The organism is Enterococcus lactis, assembly GCF_015751045.1.
In the GTDB taxonomy this organism is placed as follows: domain Bacteria; phylum Bacillota; class Bacilli; order Lactobacillales; family Enterococcaceae; genus Enterococcus_B; species Enterococcus_B lactis.
In genome coordinates this window covers 68,028-84,469 of sequence record NZ_BNJW01000008.1, presented here as the reverse complement: position 1 = coordinate 84,469, position 16,442 = coordinate 68,028, and the positions used below count along the sequence as shown (strand labels likewise).

Sequence of the window (16,442 nt, the reverse complement as noted above, 5' to 3'; positions counted from 1 at the left end):
ATGAAAAGAAAAGTCCGCTTTTTTCGATCAGTCAATTTTAAGATCGCTATTACTTTTATTTTGATTTTATTGATCTCGATCGAAATTATTGGCGCCTATTTTATACGTGGATTGGAACGTTCCACGATCAATACATTTATTAAAGATATGAATCAAACGGTGGAATCATTAGCGACGACAATCAGTCCGGAATTAAATCGAAAAGATAACGTAGATGACGAAGAGGTAAATGCGAATATCAAGAGATTCATTGAAAACAGTGCGACTAGCGATATCATCGAAATACGGGTCGTTGACGAAAAAGGGATCATCCGAGGAACAACTGATGTCAATGAACAAAGCGCTGTGGGAAAGAAAAATGATTATGTCGATATCAATGATTTCACAACTAAACGGTATGTTGCTTTAGATAACGACGATAAACGGGTGAATATCAATGTTCAACCGATCCTGTCCCCGACCGGCGATGCCGTTATCGGGGCTCTTTACGTCAAAAGTAATATCGAACAAAAATATTCGGAGATCAATAATACAGCAGTCATTTTCTTTACTGCCTCACTGATTGCTGCGTTTATCTCAATGATCGTCTCCGTTTTAGTTGCTCGTTCGATTACTCAGCCAATCGGTGAAATGAGAGAACAAGCCATTCGAATCGCCAGAGGAGACTACAGCCGGAAAGTCAAAGTGCATGGACAAGATGAACTAGGGCAGTTGGCTGATACCTTCAATCAGTTAGCTGAACGTATCGAAGAAGCTCAAGATACAATGGAAGCTGAACGCAATCGGTTGGATAGCGTGCTGTCTCATATGACAGACGGCGTCATCGCGACAGACCGCAGGGGGAAAGTCATTACGATCAATGATATGGCTGTTTCCTTGCTAGATGTCAAAAATGAGGAAGCAATTGGACAATCGATTTTGACACTTTTGGATATCGAAGAAGAATATACCTTGCGTAAATTATTAGAAGATCCAAACGAAATGGTACTTGACCGTTCAACCAGTACATTGGAGAGCGATCAGATGATCTTACGAGTAGACTTTTCCATGATCCGTCGCGAATCAGGTTTTATCAGCGGATTAGTAGCTGTCTTGCATGATGTGACAGAACAAGAAAAAACAGAACGGGAACGCCGTGAATTCGTTTCTAATGTTTCCCATGAGCTTCGTACACCACTGACAAGCATGCGCAGTTATATCGAAGCATTGAGCGAAGGTGCATGGAAAGACGAAGAAGTAGCACCAAATTTTTTGAAAGTAACATTGGATGAAACAGATCGGATGATTCGAATGATCAATGATCTTCTGAATCTATCTCGCATGGATACAGGAAATACCCAGCTTCAATTAGAGTATGTCAATTTTAACGAGTTAGTGAATTTTGTTCTTGACCGTTTTGATATGATGGTGGGAAACCAAGAAAAAAATTATAAGATCCGTCGCGAATTCACGCAAAGAGATCTTTGGGTCGAAGTAGATACAGATAAAATCATCCAAGTAGTCGATAATATCATGAATAACGCGATCAAGTATTCACCAGATGGGGGAACGATCACCTGTCGCTTATTAGAAACGCATAATAACGTGATTTTAAGTATTACCGACCAAGGATTGGGGATTCCTAAAAAAGATCTGAACCGAGTGTTCGAACGATTTTATCGAGTAGATAAAGCACGTGCTAGAGCACAAGGTGGGACAGGACTTGGATTAGCTATTTCTAGAGAAGTAATCAAGGCGCACCGAGGCGCGATTTGGGCAGAGAGCAAGGAAGGAAAAGGATCGACTTTTTATATCTCGCTGCCATACGAACCTTATGAGGAGGAATGGTGGGAATGAGAATTTCTGAAAAAGTCGTTCGCGTAGGACTTATTTTGATGGTTGCATTAAGTTTATATTTCTCTTATGCCATCTGGCTGAGTCCAGCAGGGAAAAGTTCGATCAGCGTCGATGAGACAAACACTCAAATGATCGAGTCTCAAAGCAGTCGGAAAACTTCTGAAGTTTTTCTTCCGCTTCATGTCACGTGGCACCATTCGGGAACGATCCAAGAAACCAACAGTGAAAATCTCGTGTACCGATTGCAATTGATCATCGATAAAGCAAGATTCGGGAAACTTTCTGAAGTCGTTTCGGGAGATGAATCACAATTCGAACAAGTGAAAAACCTGACATCTGGTTTCGAGTTGGCCTATAATGCGCCTTTTTTGCTAAGAGAATATAAGGAAGCATTTGATTTAGATGTAGACGTCTCGAATTTGGCAAAAGAAAGCGAAAATATGTATTTTACTAGAATACAATTCGATCAAGAAAACAAAAAAATCCGATTTTTGAATTATTCGAACCACCTTGTATATGAAGCGAATATTTCGTTGAATTGGGAGGATATCAACAAAGAATTAACAGCAAACGACACGAAATGGACAGAAATGTCAACAGAACCGTCGACGATCGACACCCAATATGCTACGAAACATTCAATCAAGTTGAAAAAGTACAGCTATATCCTTTCGCAGCAACCCTATACACTTTTTAGAAATGCTTTTTTCCAGAAACCAGATAGCGTGAAGAATAATGATGAAAGCAATGAATTGATTTTTTACGGTGGGAATGAAACGATGTCTATCCATTCGGAAACGCAAGTAGTTGATTTTCGAGGAGAGCTGCCAGAGAAAAAAGAAAATGCTAGTGTATTTTCTGAAAGTTTTCCCTATATTAGCAAATTAGGCAGTTCTTTAGGGAATCTCAGATATTTTGACCGCAGTGACAATACCATCGATTACCGGATCTTCGTGGAAGGCTTCCCGGTTTTTGGGACGGACAGCAGAGGACAGATTGGTGTGGAAGTTGGCGGTGAAACGAACGGTTCGGTGCAAGTGAATATTCAAACCAGTTTGAATACGATTCAAGTACCGATACCGTCAGATGAAGAAGTAGAACTTGCAAGTACGAATGAAATCATCCAGCAGCTGGAAGCTAAGGGAGCAGATAGCAACAAGATTGGTTCAGTAATCGTTGGCTATACATGGCAAAATGTTAAAGAAACGAATCGCGTCGTTGATCTCTTACCTGAATGGTATGTGAAATATGAAGATAACTGGTATTCAGCTAACGACCTTCTGGAAAAATTACCTGGATTGGAGGCGAATTAATTGGATTTTAAAAAAATCGAATGGATATTTTTCGTCGCTTTTTTAGGGTTGAATGTGTTTTTATTCAGCAGTTATCATGATGCGGTATACCAAGAAAACAATGTTATTCGTTCTGATCAGACTGAATCCATCCAACAACGTCTGGCTAGTGACGATATCACTTATACGGGGAAGATTTCTTCTGAGAGCAAGCAAGGCTATTATCTTAGCGCGGAACAGACCAATCTTAGCACTTCATTAGCAAATTATCGCAAGGCTGGTAAAAGCGGATTGTTGGAAAGTGGCGTGTTTTTAGACGGCGATGTTTTGACAAAATCCTTATCCAGCTCAGAATCTGAAAAGAACGTGATTGATCCAGATAAGATCAGCAGTTCTTTGGAAGATTTTTTAGCTAACAAAGACAATATTTTGTTCGGTAATGAGTATGTGTATACGAAAAACTTTTCTCATTTAGAAGAAGAACCACTAGAAATCCAAGCAAGCCAAGAGTATGAAGGTATTCCGTTCAATGATGATACAGCAAAAATCGTTCTTTCTTTAGAAAAAAACGATAACGATTATAGTATCACGAAATACATGCAGACGCATTTATCTGATATCGAGCAGCTGCGTGAAAAGACGGAACTGTATACAGAAGAGGAAGCAATCAATACATTGTACATCAATAACAAAATACCAAGAGGATCAAAAATCTTATGGCGTCAACTAGCTTATTCCTGTATTCTGAAAGTCCGGGAAAAAAATGTGTATGTTCCTGTTTGGCATGTAGCGATCGAAACAAGTGATAAAGTGGTTCAAATCGAGAGCGTCAACGCTTTCAGCAATACGATCGTGACAAACAACACTGTACCAAAAGTGGAAGATCAATAAAAAAGCGAGTATAATGAAAAAAGTTTACAAAGTAAGAAGGGAAGTAGGAGTCAAATGGCTGAAGAAAAAACAGCTTTTAAAATCAGTATCCTAGCAAGTGGAAGTTCGGGTAATTCACTTTATATCGAAAGTGAAAAAAAACGGCTTTTGGTCGATGCAGGACTTAGCGGTAAAAAAATCACTTCCTTGATGGCTCAAATTGATCGGACACCGGACCAATTAGATGGAATACTTGTGACGCATGAACATCGAGACCATATACATGGTGTGGGTGTCTTGGCTCGTAAGTATCATTTGGATGTTTTTGCCAATCAGCAGACTTGGGAAGCGATGGAGCCGCTGATTGGGAATGTACCAGTGGAACAAAAACATCTATTTGAGATGGGAAAAGTAAGAACATTCGGCGATATCGATATTGAGAGTTTCGGCGTCTCCCATGACGCAGCAGCTCCGCAATTTTATCGTTTCCATAAAGAAAACCGTTCATTCGTCATGTTGACGGATACCGGATACTGCAGTGATTACATGCGAGGTGTCATTGAAAATGCCGATGGTTATTTGATGGAAAGTAACCATGATCTTGAGATGTTACGCATGGGGCCTTATCCGTGGAATCTAAAACAGCGTATTTTAGGAGATAGAGGGCATCTTTCCAACGAAGATGGTGCACTTGTCATGACTGATGTGATCGGTAATCGGACCAAACGGATCTATCTTGGTCATCTTAGCAAGGAAAACAATATGAAAGAACTCGCTCATTTAACGATGGAAAATGTTTTGAAAGAAAAAGATTTTGGCGTTGGACATGATTTTGAAATCTATGATACAGATCCAGATGAAGCAACTGAGCTATTTTCGATTTAAACAGTGCAGTCAATAAAAAATAAAAACAGAAGATAAAATCAATTAGTGTTGGTTTTATCTTCTGTTTTTATTTTTCAGAACATTGACAAAACAACCGTGTTATCGGCTGACTACACTGATATGCTGTTTTTCATGTTGTTTATCCAGTATCTCATCTACTAATGCAATCGCGTAATCTGCCATGCTGATCGTACTGTCGCCAGCAGCGTTTCTTTGTAGATAATCATCACTTAATAAATAAGTGCCTGTACGCTTGCCGTGTGGATCAAATAAAGAAGCTGGACTGATATAAGTCCACTGTAGATTTTTAGATTGTTTCAATTTTAGCAATCCTTCGTACATATTGAAAGCTGTTGGATAGAAGGGTGCATTTTTAGGTACTTGGTCAATCATACGAGTCGTCTTTTCTGTATCCAAGAATAACGAAGAGGCACCCCCAACGACGATTAAGTGTGTATCGGTTCCTTCAAGTATCTCAATCAAATGGGACAAAGAAGTTTGATGCATTTCTTCTTTTCCTTTAGGAGCGTTGAAAGCATCAACGACAACATCAAAAGATGCAAGGTCAGTAGCTGTCAACTCAAATAAATCCTTTTGTATAAACGGAACATCTGATGGTAATTTTTCTGGATGACGCACGATTGCCGTCACATCTAACTCTCTGGACAATGCTTCGTCTAAAATAAATGAACCTGCATGACCAGTAGCGCCAATGATTGCGATTTTCATAAAAAACCTCCTTTTTTATTTCTGTCCATTGTAAGCAGTTACTGGATATTCGTCAAAGAATCCGTTTTTTGAAAAGCTTAGTGCGCATTCCTTTCATGGTTCGTGTTCATTAGGTATAGTTAAATTAAGAAAACTGGTTAATCAAATAGAAGATGAAGGAGATAAGAAATGAAAGAGTGGTTAGATCGTGCCTTTTTACCAATGATAACATCTGTTGTGAATCTTAGACCCTTAACTGCTTTGCGTAATGGAATGACTTATACGATCCCGATAATTATAGCTGGCTCGCTGTTTTTCTTATTTGCTCATTTTCCTGTAGATTACATCGCTCAGTGGATAGACAAAACAGGATTTTCTATGTATTTTACACAAGTATACCAGGCTACATTTGACGTGATAGCCTTTTGGATCGTTTTTGCTATTGCGTATGCTTATGCAAAAGAAGAAAACATCGATCACTTGCCAGTCGGCATGACAGCCTTGTCTGCTTACCTACTACTTATTCAGCCACTTAATGTTCAGGGAGAGATAGATAATATCTGGACAGGCGGTGAAGGGATACTAGGAGCAGTTGCAACCGGGCTCCTCATCGGATGGGGCTATGCACGTTTAGCAAGATTTGCGAAAGGGTGGAGGCAAAGAGGGAAGATTCCTGAAAATGTTTGGCAGTCTTTTACTTCATTGATTCCAATACTTGCTATAGTCATTTTTACGCTTATAGGTTCAGCTGTTTTTCAACAGTTGTTCGGGATGACTGTTATTCAAGGAATATGGACGTACGTCCAGCTTCCGATCCAATCGTTGATAGACACGTTATTCGGTGTGCTTTTATTAGGTTTTTTTGTCCCGTTTTTATGGCTATTTGGTCTTCATGGATCTGCGATGGTCAATGGGTTGGTTAGTCCGATCTTACAAGCAAACTCATTAGCAAATGCAGAAATCTTAGCCTCTGGAAAAGAATTGACTGTGGCAAATGGCGGGCATATCGTTACTCAGCAATTTCTTGATCAATTCATGACTGTTACCGGAGCAGGTTTGACGTTAGGGGCTGTATTTTTTATGATGTTTTTTGCGAAATCGAGGAAATACCGAGAATTAGGAAAACTTTCTCTTTTACCAGCCTTTTTCAATATCAATGAATCGATTATTTTTTCCACACCGATTGTGATGAACCCGATGATGGCTGTTCCTTTTATTTTCGCGCCGATCCTCTCAGGATTGATTACCTATTCCGCTTTATATTTTGGATTTGTTCCTTTATTTACAGCGGTCCAAGTTCCTTGGACAACACCGCCGATCCTCTCGGGTTTTTTAGTAGGCGGAGTGCCTGCAGCGATTTTACAAGGTATCGTGCTGGCAATTAGTTTTTTTATTTATTTCCCATTTTTGAAAAAAATAGATTCTGCAAACTTCAAAAAGGAAAGACAGACAAAAAATGCTGGAACAGCAGAAAAGATCATCGACTAAAAAAACAAAAATACTCCTGTCGCTTTAGATTGGAAAAATCACCAATCTAGGATGACAGGAGTATTTCTAATCATGTTTATACCAGTCCTTTTTGGACAGCTAATTGAACAAGAACAACTAATGTGTTCATTCCTACGTGTGTGATCATTGATGTCCAGATCCGACCAGTAGCTTTGTACTCTAGGCTGAAGAAGAAACCTAAGAAAAAGTAAATCAGCAAATGACCATCATTATGAGCGAACGCAAACAGCAAAGAGCTGATCACTGCCCCGACCCAAAAATTTGAATACCGGCTGATGATCCCCAGTATGCTGCGGCGGAATACGAACTCTTCCATGATGGGTCCTGCAATAGTTGTCGCCAAAATAAAAGCAGGTGCTTCCATGATCATCTGGATGATATTTTGTGTATTCTCAGAAGGGGTTGCTTCGCCAAACAATACAGATTCCAGCATGACAGCGATGCTTTGCAGAAGCAATGCGACAAAGATCCCAACTAATCCATAAATAACGATCTTTGGAACAGAAGCTTTTTTTACTGCTGATTCGATCGCTAAAGGCTCACGTTGCTTAAAATAAAAAATAGCTAGGACAACCGCGCCCAATATATACATGACTGCAGTTGCTGTGATCAATTCAGACGTAGATTTTACAAGTCCTATCGAAGCGAGGATCAAGGGTGAGATAAAAATTAAACCATAGCAAAAAATGCTGAGGAAACTATATTTTTTTAAAGACATGTAATTCCTCCTTTTAAGGGATAACAAGCATGCAAGGCAAGCTTTTATCGATTGATTTCAATTATATCATAATTTCAATAAGCAACTGTCAGAATAAAATTTCTTTTCTTTGATTTAAAAGCTTGCAAAAAAGAGGGAGAATGAGTATTATTAAAAATGTAGGTTAGCACTCGAAGGTTAAGAGTGCTAACGAATTAAAAAAAGAGTTATCGGAGGGATTTATCGTGTTAAAACCATTAGGTGATCGCGTCATTATCGAAGTCGCAAAAGAAGAAGAAAAAACTGTCGGAGGAATCGTTTTAGCTTCTTCAGCTAAAGAGAAACCCCAAACTGGGACAGTTGTTGCAGTCGGTGAGGGCCGTTTGTTGGAAAACGGTGAAAAAGTTCCTGCCGCTGTGAAAGCAGGCGACCAAGTTATGTTCGAAAAATACGCCGGTACAGAAGTAAAATACGAAGGAAAAGAATATCTGATCGTCGCAGGAAAAGATATCATGGCGATTGTTGAGTAAATTTTGAAGATAGAAAAAATAATCAAAAATAATCGATGAGGTGAATCAATCATGGCAAAAGAATTGAAATTTGCAGAAGACGCACGCGCAGCTATGTTACGCGGGGTAGATAAATTAGCAGATACAGTGAAAGTAACATTAGGACCTAAAGGCCGAAATGTCGTACTAGAAAAATCTTACGGCTCTCCATTGATCACAAATGATGGTGTGACGATCGCAAAAGAAATCGAGTTAGAAGATCATTTTGAAAACATGGGTGCAAAACTTGTATCAGAAGTAGCATCAAAAACAAATGATATTGCCGGTGACGGAACAACGACAGCAACTGTTTTGACACAAGCAATCGTTCGCGAAGGTTTAAAAAACGTAACTGCAGGTGCTAATCCTCTAGGCATTCGTCGCGGGATCGAATTGGCAACAAAAGCCGCAGTGGAAGAGTTGCATAATATCTCAACTGTTGTTGATTCAAAAGAAGCCATTGCACAAGTAGCAGCTGTTTCTTCAGGATCTGATAAAGTTGGACATTTGATTGCTGATGCAATGGAAAAAGTTGGAAACGACGGTGTCATCACAATTGAAGAATCAAAAGGAATCGAAACAGAACTAGATGTTGTAGAAGGTATGCAATTTGATCGTGGTTACTTATCACAATATATGGTAACAGATAACGACAAAATGGAAGCTGTTTTAGAAAACCCATATATCTTGATTACAGACAAAAAAATCTCTAACATCCAAGACATTCTGCCATTGTTAGAACAAATCTTGCAACAATCACGTCCATTATTGATCATTGCTGACGATGTAGATGGCGAAGCATTACCAACGCTTGTTTTGAACAAGATCCGCGGAACATTCAATGTAGTAGCTGTAAAAGCTCCTGGCTTCGGTGATCGTCGTAAAGCAATGCTTGAAGATATCGCTATTTTGACAGGTGGTACAGTAATTACTGACGATCTAGGTCTAGAATTAAAAGATGCAACAATCGAAAACTTAGGAAATGCGTCTAAAGTTGTTGTAGATAAAGACAATACAACGATCGTAGAAGGTTCAGGAGAAAAAGAAGCCATCGAAGCGCGTGTGCAATTAATCAAAAACCAAATTGCTGAAACAACTTCTGATTTTGACCGCGAAAAATTACAAGAACGCTTAGCTAAATTAGCAGGCGGTGTAGCTGTTGTTAAAGTCGGTGCAGCTACTGAAACAGAATTGAAAGAATTGAAATTACGCATTGAAGATGCATTGAATGCTACACGTGCCGCAGTAGAAGAAGGAATGGTCTCAGGTGGTGGTACAGCTCTAGTGAACGTTATCAGTAAAGTTTCTGCTGTAGAAGCAGAAGGAGACGTGGCAACAGGTATCAAGATTGTTGTTCGTGCCTTAGAAGAACCAATTCGTCAAATCGCTGAAAACGCTGGTTATGAAGGATCAGTGATTGTTGATAAATTGAAGAACGTAGAACTAGGTACTGGTTTCAACGCTGCTACTGGAGAATGGGTAAACATGGTTGAAGCAGGTATCGTAGACCCAACTAAAGTAACACGTTCTGCCTTGCAAAATGCCGCTTCCGTTTCTGCCTTGTTATTAACAACAGAAGCAGTCGTTGCAGATAAACCAGAACCAGCAGCACCAGCAGCTCCTGCAATGGATCCATCAATGATGGGCGGTATGATGTAAGAAAAGCACCTTGCTTATCTAGCGTAGCCCATTATTTGAGAAAGATAGATAAAAAGTAGAAAAGGAAGCGAAATACTTCTTTTTCTACTTTTTTTGTATGCTTATTCATAATAAATGTTATTTAAAGGGTATCATTTGCTTTTGCGAGTAGTTGGAAACTATACTATTTATAAAGGATTATGCATATTTTTTGAATTTGCATAGTTATTTATTTTATCTGATAAAAACAGATAGCCAGATAGGAATAACTATGCTATATTTATAATATCATTATAATGTATGCGTATTCGAAACGGAGCTTCGGTAACAATAAAAACAGGAGGAGAAAAAATGAATGGATTAATGAGTTGGATGGAGAAGTATATTTTGCCAGTTGCAACGAAAATCGGGTCGGAGAAACACTTGGTTGCATTGAGGGATGCTTTTATTGGTACAATGCCAGCTACGATGGCAGGAGCAATTGCTGTTTTACTGAACGCATTTATGCGGGATTTTCCGAATACGTATCTAGGTGAAGGGAATGCAATCACGACATTTTTTACCCCAGTCATTGGCGTAAATGGATTGATCTGGAATGGTACTTTAGCTATTATGGCAGTGGTCTTTGCCTTATCACTAGGAGCGAATCTAGCGAAAGCCTATGAGGTCGATCCTGTCTCAGGAAGTATTGTTTCTCTGGTTGCTTTTATTATTGGCTTACCCGATGCAGCAACAGCGGTGTTGACATTGCCCGAGAAGCTTTCGCAAGACGCAGCAGATTTGATTACTTCTGCAGGTGGTGTGATTGCTGGAACGCCAGACGGAGGACAAACATTATCAGTAGGCGCATGGGGCTATTTTAATTTTGGTAAATATATGGGTGGGTCTGGTTTGTTCACTGCTATGATCTTTGGATTTATTTCTGTCATTATTTTTGCGATTTTGATTAAGAAAAAGATCATCATACGGATGCCGGATTCTGTGCCACCTGCTGTAGCAAGAGCTTTTGCGGCGATTATTCCTGCATTAGTTTCTTTATACGTCGTTGGTGTGATTAATTATATCTTTAGACAAACAGCTGGCGAGCCGCTGATTGACTGGATTTCTGAAGCCATCCAATCTCCTTTGATGAACTTGTCACAAGGTTACGGAGCGGTCTTTATCATTGTTCTTCTTGTGCATGTTCTTTGGTTTTTTGGTCTTCACGGCACAAATATCATGTCGCCCGTTTTGCAGACCTTATATGGTACCGCGATGGTCGAAAACACGAATGCCTTTCAAAATAATGAGCCCATCCCTTTCAAATGGGTGGCAGGTTCTTTTGAAGCTTTTGTCTGGCCGGGGGGAGCTGGAGTCACGCTGGTGTTGATCGTTATGATTTTATTTTTATCTAAACGGGCAGATTATAAAACGGTAGGAAAGTTGGGGCTTGCACCAGGAATCTTCAATATCAATGAACCAGTGATGTTTGGTCTTCCAGTTGTGTTGAATCCGCTGTTGATGATTCCGTTCATCTTGGCACCTCTTGCGACTGCAACGATCGCCTATTTTGCCACGATGGCTGGGCTTGTTCGTCCGGTTGTAGTAAATGTGATTTGGGTCATGCCAACGATCATTAGTGGATTTTTAGCTACTGCGGGAGATTGGCGAGCCATCGTTTTAACAATCATTAATTTAATAGTAGCTGCTTTGATCTGGGCGCCATTTATTTTAGCAGCAAACCGCTTAGATCCAAATTTAGGTGAACCAGAGGAATAGAACTTTTCTATTGCAAAACAAACTCCTTGATATGAGACGCGTTTCATACACTATACTCAAAGTATCAAAAGGAGGGCTTGCAATGAATACCTATGTAGAGATAACAGATGGCACAACGAACAATTATTTTTATGCGTTTGTCGAGTTTAAAGAATCCATATTAACGTTGTACAGTTTTCAAGGACTGAATAAGAATATAGTAAAAGAAATACCGATGAATGAAATCGAAACGTTGACAAAAGATATATATTGGGGTGGACAGCGGATTAGTTTTTCTCATGATGGAAAAATGTATCAGTTTTTTGAATGCGGTCCAGCTGTGGTAGACTATTTACAAGAAAATCTTTTTGTATAGGTGGCGAAGCAGCAGTGGCAAATATTCGAGATATCGCAAAGCTCACAGGTTATTCAGTTTCTACTATTTCACGTGTAATCAATGGACATCCATATGTAGATGAGGAAAAAAGAAAAGAAATACTTGCGGTCATGAAAGAAGTCGATTATATCCCTAATGCAAAAGCCAGACAGTTGAGTTATGGAAAAACGAAAAGTATCGGAGTAATCTTGCCTTATACCAACCATCCGTACTTTGATCAGCTGATCAGTGGGATCATTGAAGAGGCGTTTGATTATGATTACAAAGTGACGCTTTTACCGACGGGTTATCAGAAAGAAAAAGAGCGAAGCTACCTTGAAGAATTTGCAGCTAAAGCGTTCGATGGTTTGATCATCACATCTCGTGCCAATACACTAGAAGATTTGCTAGATTATCAAAAATATGGTCCTCTAGTTTTTTGTGAAGAAATCAAGGAAAAACAGGCAAGTTGCGTCTTTATTGATCGAGAACAATCGATTACAGAAGGTCTTTCTTATTTGAAGCAGCAAGGGGTAAAACGATTGGGCATCACATTGGGGCGAAGTGGCAGGCTGAGTTATAATTCAAAGATCACTTTGCAACTATGTCGTCGACTTTTTCCATTTTTTGATGAGTCACTTGTTTTTTGGGATTGCATAGATGCAGAGAAAGGAAAACAAGCAGGTATCTTTTTTAAAGATCATAGAGTTGATGGGGTCTTTACAAATTCGGATATGGTCGCAGCAGGCATCTTGCAAAGCTATCTGCAAGATAAGACACCAGTGGTGATTGGACGCGATAATTTGCTGATCAGCGAGCTTCTTGGCTTTCCAACGATCGATCACCATCTGGAAGCTTGCGGAGAAATGGCTTTTCAATTGTTTCTTACAGAAAAAAAGGATAAAGTGAAAATACCTTATACGTTTATTCAGCGCTGAATTTTGGCAAAACACTTGTAAAAAATGAATCAGACACCAAATGTTAGTATAAAAAATCTAACTTTGGTGTCTGATGTTTTGTTGTTCGGTCGTTTTTGTCGGATCATGTAAACTATTATGCCTTTTTTTGGATGATTTCATTTAATGCTTTCGCTGCACCTTGACCACTTCGTTCGTCATAATATGCACTGAATCGTTCATCGGCCTCGTACATCATCCCTAATCCTTTATGCACTTCTGGCTGATATTCAGACCAGCTGTAAGATAACCACTTCTTATGAGCTTGAAAGATGCGATCTGCTAAGTTTTCATCTGCAGAGGCTTGTAAATAAAGAGTGAGATCAGCTAACATCTGCTTTTCAACAGTTTGCATTTCTTCATACGTTTCTTTATCCATATTCATCCATTTTTCGTTGGATGCTGTAACCTTTTCTTCCCCGTATTTTTGTCGAATCTCTTGTCCATAAGTTTCTTCATTTTCTTTCAATTTTTGTTGTTTGAACCCTTCAAATTTTTCTTTATCACTCATTTTTCTTCCTCCTTCGTACCTATCAAGTGTTTGTTGGACAGTTGCCAAGAGGATGTCGATTTGTGCCCGTTTTTCTAGAAGCATCTGCTGATGTTCGATTAAAGCTTTCTGGTGGTCAAAATACGGATTATCTAAGATTTCTTGAATATCCTCCAACTTGAATGCCAACGTTCGATAAAATAAGATATGTTGCAGACGATCGACTTCTTTTTTGCCATAAATCCGATAACCTGAGGAATTGATCCTAGCTGGCTTTAGCAGTCCAATCTCATCATAAAAGCGCAAGGTTCTCGGACTGACTCCCGATATCTCTGACATTTTCTTTATTGTGTATTCCATTATTTTTCCTCCTGACAAATGTAAGCATAATCCTTTACGTAACGAGAAGGTCAAGAAAAAAGTGTATTTTTTTCTCATAAAATTATGTTATACTATTAAGTGATAAAAGGTAAATCCTTTTGTTTTTTAAGGTTCAATTGTAACCGATTCCTTCATGTTGGGGACGACGGGGAATATATATGGGATTGAATCTAAATCGACTATATAGAAAAGAGGAATGAGATGAAGCTAATCGAAACACCTGTGAATAGTAATTTAAATATTAAGACATTTTATCCTAAAGTAGTAGAATTTTTTTTTGGGAATACGGCCATTAATTATTACAAATTATTTTCGTTAGATCGGACACAGTTGCTGCTAGTGGACACATATGACAAAAAGCAAGTTGTGATGATCAATACGAAGAAAAAAATCACAAGGCAAGAAATCGACTATGCGATTCATCACGTTTTAAAAATGACACGGGAAGATGTCAAAGTCCATATAGGAGTGAAACAGGAGCTGGAACGTGCCGGAATACAATTCAAACGTCCAAATAAAGATATTGTAGTTGTCGAACAAAAGAATCCGATGGATTGATGTCCTAACGACTAAACAGTATGCTAAACCGCTCCATATTTATGATGTATACAGCAAAAAGAGGTTGTGAAAAAGCTGTTCTGCATCACGTAATAAGAACAGCCAAACGAAAATAGTTCGTCATATTTTTTGTTTGGTTGGGCTTATTACCGCAGATGCAAGCTTTTGAGCACCGTTTAAGGAAGAGGTTGTGAAATCAGCGTTTTGACCTGAGTATTAGAGAAACAAACGGTAAAATAGTTCCTCATATTTTGCCGTTTGTTGAGCTAATACCGAAGGTCAGCTGATGGAACACCGTTTATTCGGAAAAAAGGGAATGTGACAGACTTTTGTCGCAGCCCTTTTTTGCGATTCAATTATACGAACAGTTGTGGTTTAATTGACGGCAGCTTTTTTCTTTCAGGTCTTTTTAAAAGCAAGTGAAACTTCTTATTTTCATGAGCTTTTTTCAATTCAAGGTACAACTTGACATAATCTGTCTTTCCTTCCAAAAAATTCACTACATAATAACTTGTATCCGTTTCTTTGGGCATAAGATGTACAGAAGAGACGATCAGAAAATCAATGGGTTGTATTTCTTCATAGGATAATTCCTTCAGTTCGATAAAGGACAAGTCTTTTAAAAAATTCTTGATATCTTGGGTAAAAAAATAATTTGTTTCCATCACTAAAGAAACTTGTAACTTAGTTGAATTTTCATTGTCCTCGCAACATTGCAAAGTCAGCCATGCAAATATTTCAGCTAAATCGTTACAGCAAATAGAAAGCCATTGATAATTATGTCGCCGCCCCATCTTATTCAAGAAAAAGGTAAAATGCTCTTTTAAATAGTAATAACTTGAAGACTTCTTTTTATGAAAGTAATTCATTAGAAAGAAGAGTGTCGGTACACGCTTTGGAAAAAGATAATAACAAAAAAGAATATTAAATAAATGGAGGTGAACAATTTGATTGTGTTGAAAAACACGGTCATCAGGAAAAATCTCAGTTTGCCAATAATTGTCAAGTTCTTTCAATAAGGAAGAAAGCAGCTGTCCTTTTTTGTCGAATATGTCTAAAGCTTCATTAAGAGTAGGCTTCTCATATTGAAAGGTCGGTGCATAAAACACCATAAATTGTGCAAAACGAAATTCACTATCTTGATGAGAGGCGGGAATAGAAAAATGTTCACCAAAAAGGCATTTTATTCGATGATCATTACTAAAAACTGCTTCGCTATAGCGAGGGTCATCCTCTACATAGTGACCTTGTGCAATTCGCTGAGTGGTAATCCCAGCAAAAAGACAAACTTCTTTTTTTCCTACGAAACTCCAATTTAAAGATGTATGCTTAGTAAGTTCAGCCAATTTTTTTAATAACTCAGATTTTGAGACGTAAAAAGCATAATCTTCATTTCCGCGAGAAGCTGCCCAAAGAATATTGAATAATATCAAGCGAATCAAGCGTTCGTCTCCTTTGAAAGATAATTGGCTGCGATTAAAAATGACATCGAATTCCTGTACATAATCGGCTAATGACTGCAGATGCCGCATAGCAGAAGCACGACTAATGAAATTTTCTTGGCAGAATTCCATCAGATTTTTCTCTGGATAGAAAAGAGAAGATTTAATCGCGCGATAAGGGAGGCTCTGCTGGATAAGATAGGAATAATAATAATCATAGTTTAAATCAATTGGCAGATTCTGATTGATCTTGTTTTTTGACAATAATTTGAATCCAGAAAAGCAAAAGTCATCAAATTCATTCTCCATTTCATTCAATATATTTTTTACGACACTAGAAGATAAATCAAGTTTTTTACTGATTTCTTTGATAGTTAATTCATGTTGCTCCTCCAATAGATGAAAAATTGCTAACTTGCGGCGTTCTTTCTGGGTAAACACAATATTGAAAAACATAGGACCTCCTTTTTGATTGCTTATTTCTTTAAATAATTAAAAATACAAATATTTTATAAACTA

15 protein-coding genes are annotated in these 16,442 nt (G+C 38.5%); 11 read left to right on the top strand and 4 right to left on the bottom strand.

Going from position 1 to position 16,442, the window contains the following annotated elements; genetic code table 11:
- The 4 genes from walK to walJ are packed head-to-tail and all read left to right on the top strand — an operon-like array spanning nt 1 to nt 4,883.
- Nucleotides 1-1,836, top strand: coding sequence for a cell wall metabolism sensor histidine kinase WalK (gene walK, locus KFO35_RS05985; RefSeq protein ID WP_002290593.1), 1,836 nt, complete (start codon nt 1-3; stop codon nt 1,834-1,836).
- Nucleotides 1,833-3,149, top strand: coding sequence for a YycH family regulatory protein (locus KFO35_RS05980; RefSeq protein WP_002315694.1), 1,317 nt, complete (start codon nt 1,833-1,835; stop codon nt 3,147-3,149). The genes walK and KFO35_RS05980 overlap by 4 nt, the downstream gene beginning before the upstream one ends.
- Nucleotides 3,150-4,019, top strand: a complete 870-nt coding sequence (locus tag KFO35_RS05975; protein WP_002290596.1) for a two-component system regulatory protein YycI — start codon at nt 3,150-3,152, stop codon at nt 4,017-4,019.
- A gap of 54 nt (nt 4,020-4,073) precedes the next feature.
- A complete protein-coding gene (walJ, locus tag KFO35_RS05970; RefSeq protein ID WP_002315695.1) occupies nt 4,074-4,883 on the top strand; it encodes an exodeoxyribonuclease WalJ in 810 nt (269 codons plus the stop codon).
- A gap of 99 nt (nt 4,884-4,982) precedes the next feature.
- On the opposite strand, the gene KFO35_RS05965 is transcribed toward walJ, so the two are convergent.
- On the bottom strand, nt 4,983-5,612 hold the full coding sequence (locus tag KFO35_RS05965; RefSeq protein ID WP_002315696.1) for an NAD(P)-dependent oxidoreductase: 630 nt from the start codon (nt 5,610-5,612) through the stop codon (nt 4,983-4,985).
- Nucleotides 5,613-5,780: 168 nt separating this feature from the next.
- Between KFO35_RS05965 and KFO35_RS05960 the strand changes: the two genes are divergently transcribed.
- Nucleotides 5,781-7,079, top strand: a complete 1,299-nt coding sequence (locus tag KFO35_RS05960) for a PTS sugar transporter subunit IIC (RefSeq protein ID WP_002315697.1) — start codon at nt 5,781-5,783, stop codon at nt 7,077-7,079.
- Nucleotides 7,080-7,155: 76 nt separating this feature from the next.
- Here KFO35_RS05960 and KFO35_RS05955 read toward each other — a convergent pair whose 3' ends face one another.
- A complete protein-coding gene (locus KFO35_RS05955) occupies nt 7,156-7,818 on the bottom strand; it encodes a CPBP family intramembrane glutamic endopeptidase (protein WP_002290604.1) in 663 nt (220 codons plus the stop codon).
- Between the two features lie 224 nt (nt 7,819-8,042).
- On the opposite strand from KFO35_RS05955, the gene groES reads away from it, so the two are divergent.
- The 5 genes from groES to KFO35_RS05930 all read left to right on the top strand — a co-directional run bounded on the left by groES (nt 8,043) and on the right by KFO35_RS05930 (nt 13,034).
- Nucleotides 8,043-8,327: a co-chaperone GroES gene (gene groES, locus KFO35_RS05950; protein ID WP_002315699.1), complete on the top strand. Its 285-nt coding sequence runs from the start codon at nt 8,043-8,045 to the stop codon at nt 8,325-8,327.
- Nucleotides 8,328-8,378: 51 nt separating this feature from the next.
- Nucleotides 8,379-10,004 (top strand): chaperonin GroEL, encoded by a 1,626-nt coding sequence (groL, locus tag KFO35_RS05945; protein WP_002290607.1) that lies wholly within the window; start codon nt 8,379-8,381, stop codon nt 10,002-10,004.
- A 330-nt stretch (nt 10,005-10,334) separates the two neighbouring features.
- Complete coding sequence (locus tag KFO35_RS05940; protein WP_002315700.1) at nt 10,335-11,741, top strand: PTS sugar transporter subunit IIC; 1,407 nt, start codon at nt 10,335-10,337, stop codon at nt 11,739-11,741.
- Between the two features lie 82 nt (nt 11,742-11,823).
- Entirely contained in the window at nt 11,824-12,096 is a 273-nt protein-coding gene (locus tag KFO35_RS05935; RefSeq protein WP_002315701.1) for a hypothetical protein, read from the top strand.
- A gap of 14 nt (nt 12,097-12,110) precedes the next feature.
- Nucleotides 12,111-13,034 (top strand): LacI family DNA-binding transcriptional regulator, encoded by a 924-nt coding sequence (locus KFO35_RS05930; protein ID WP_002293627.1) that lies wholly within the window; start codon nt 12,111-12,113, stop codon nt 13,032-13,034.
- A 115-nt stretch (nt 13,035-13,149) separates the two neighbouring features.
- Here KFO35_RS05930 and KFO35_RS05925 read toward each other — a convergent pair whose 3' ends face one another.
- Nucleotides 13,150-13,902 (bottom strand): MerR family transcriptional regulator, encoded by a 753-nt coding sequence (locus KFO35_RS05925; protein ID WP_002315703.1) that lies wholly within the window; start codon nt 13,900-13,902, stop codon nt 13,150-13,152.
- Nucleotides 13,903-14,124: 222 nt separating this feature from the next.
- Here KFO35_RS05925 and KFO35_RS05920 point away from each other — a divergent pair, with 222 nt between their 5' ends.
- Nucleotides 14,125-14,481, top strand: a complete 357-nt coding sequence (locus KFO35_RS05920; RefSeq protein WP_002293629.1) for a DUF1827 family protein — start codon at nt 14,125-14,127, stop codon at nt 14,479-14,481.
- 356 nt (nt 14,482-14,837) lie between these two features.
- On the opposite strand, the gene KFO35_RS05915 is transcribed toward KFO35_RS05920, so the two are convergent.
- The gene (locus KFO35_RS05915; RefSeq protein WP_070703947.1) at nt 14,838-16,379 is read right to left on the bottom strand and encodes a helix-turn-helix domain-containing protein; all 1,542 of its coding nucleotides are present in this window, start codon (nt 16,377-16,379) and stop codon (nt 14,838-14,840) included.
- Nucleotides 16,380-16,442 lie beyond the last annotated feature (63 nt).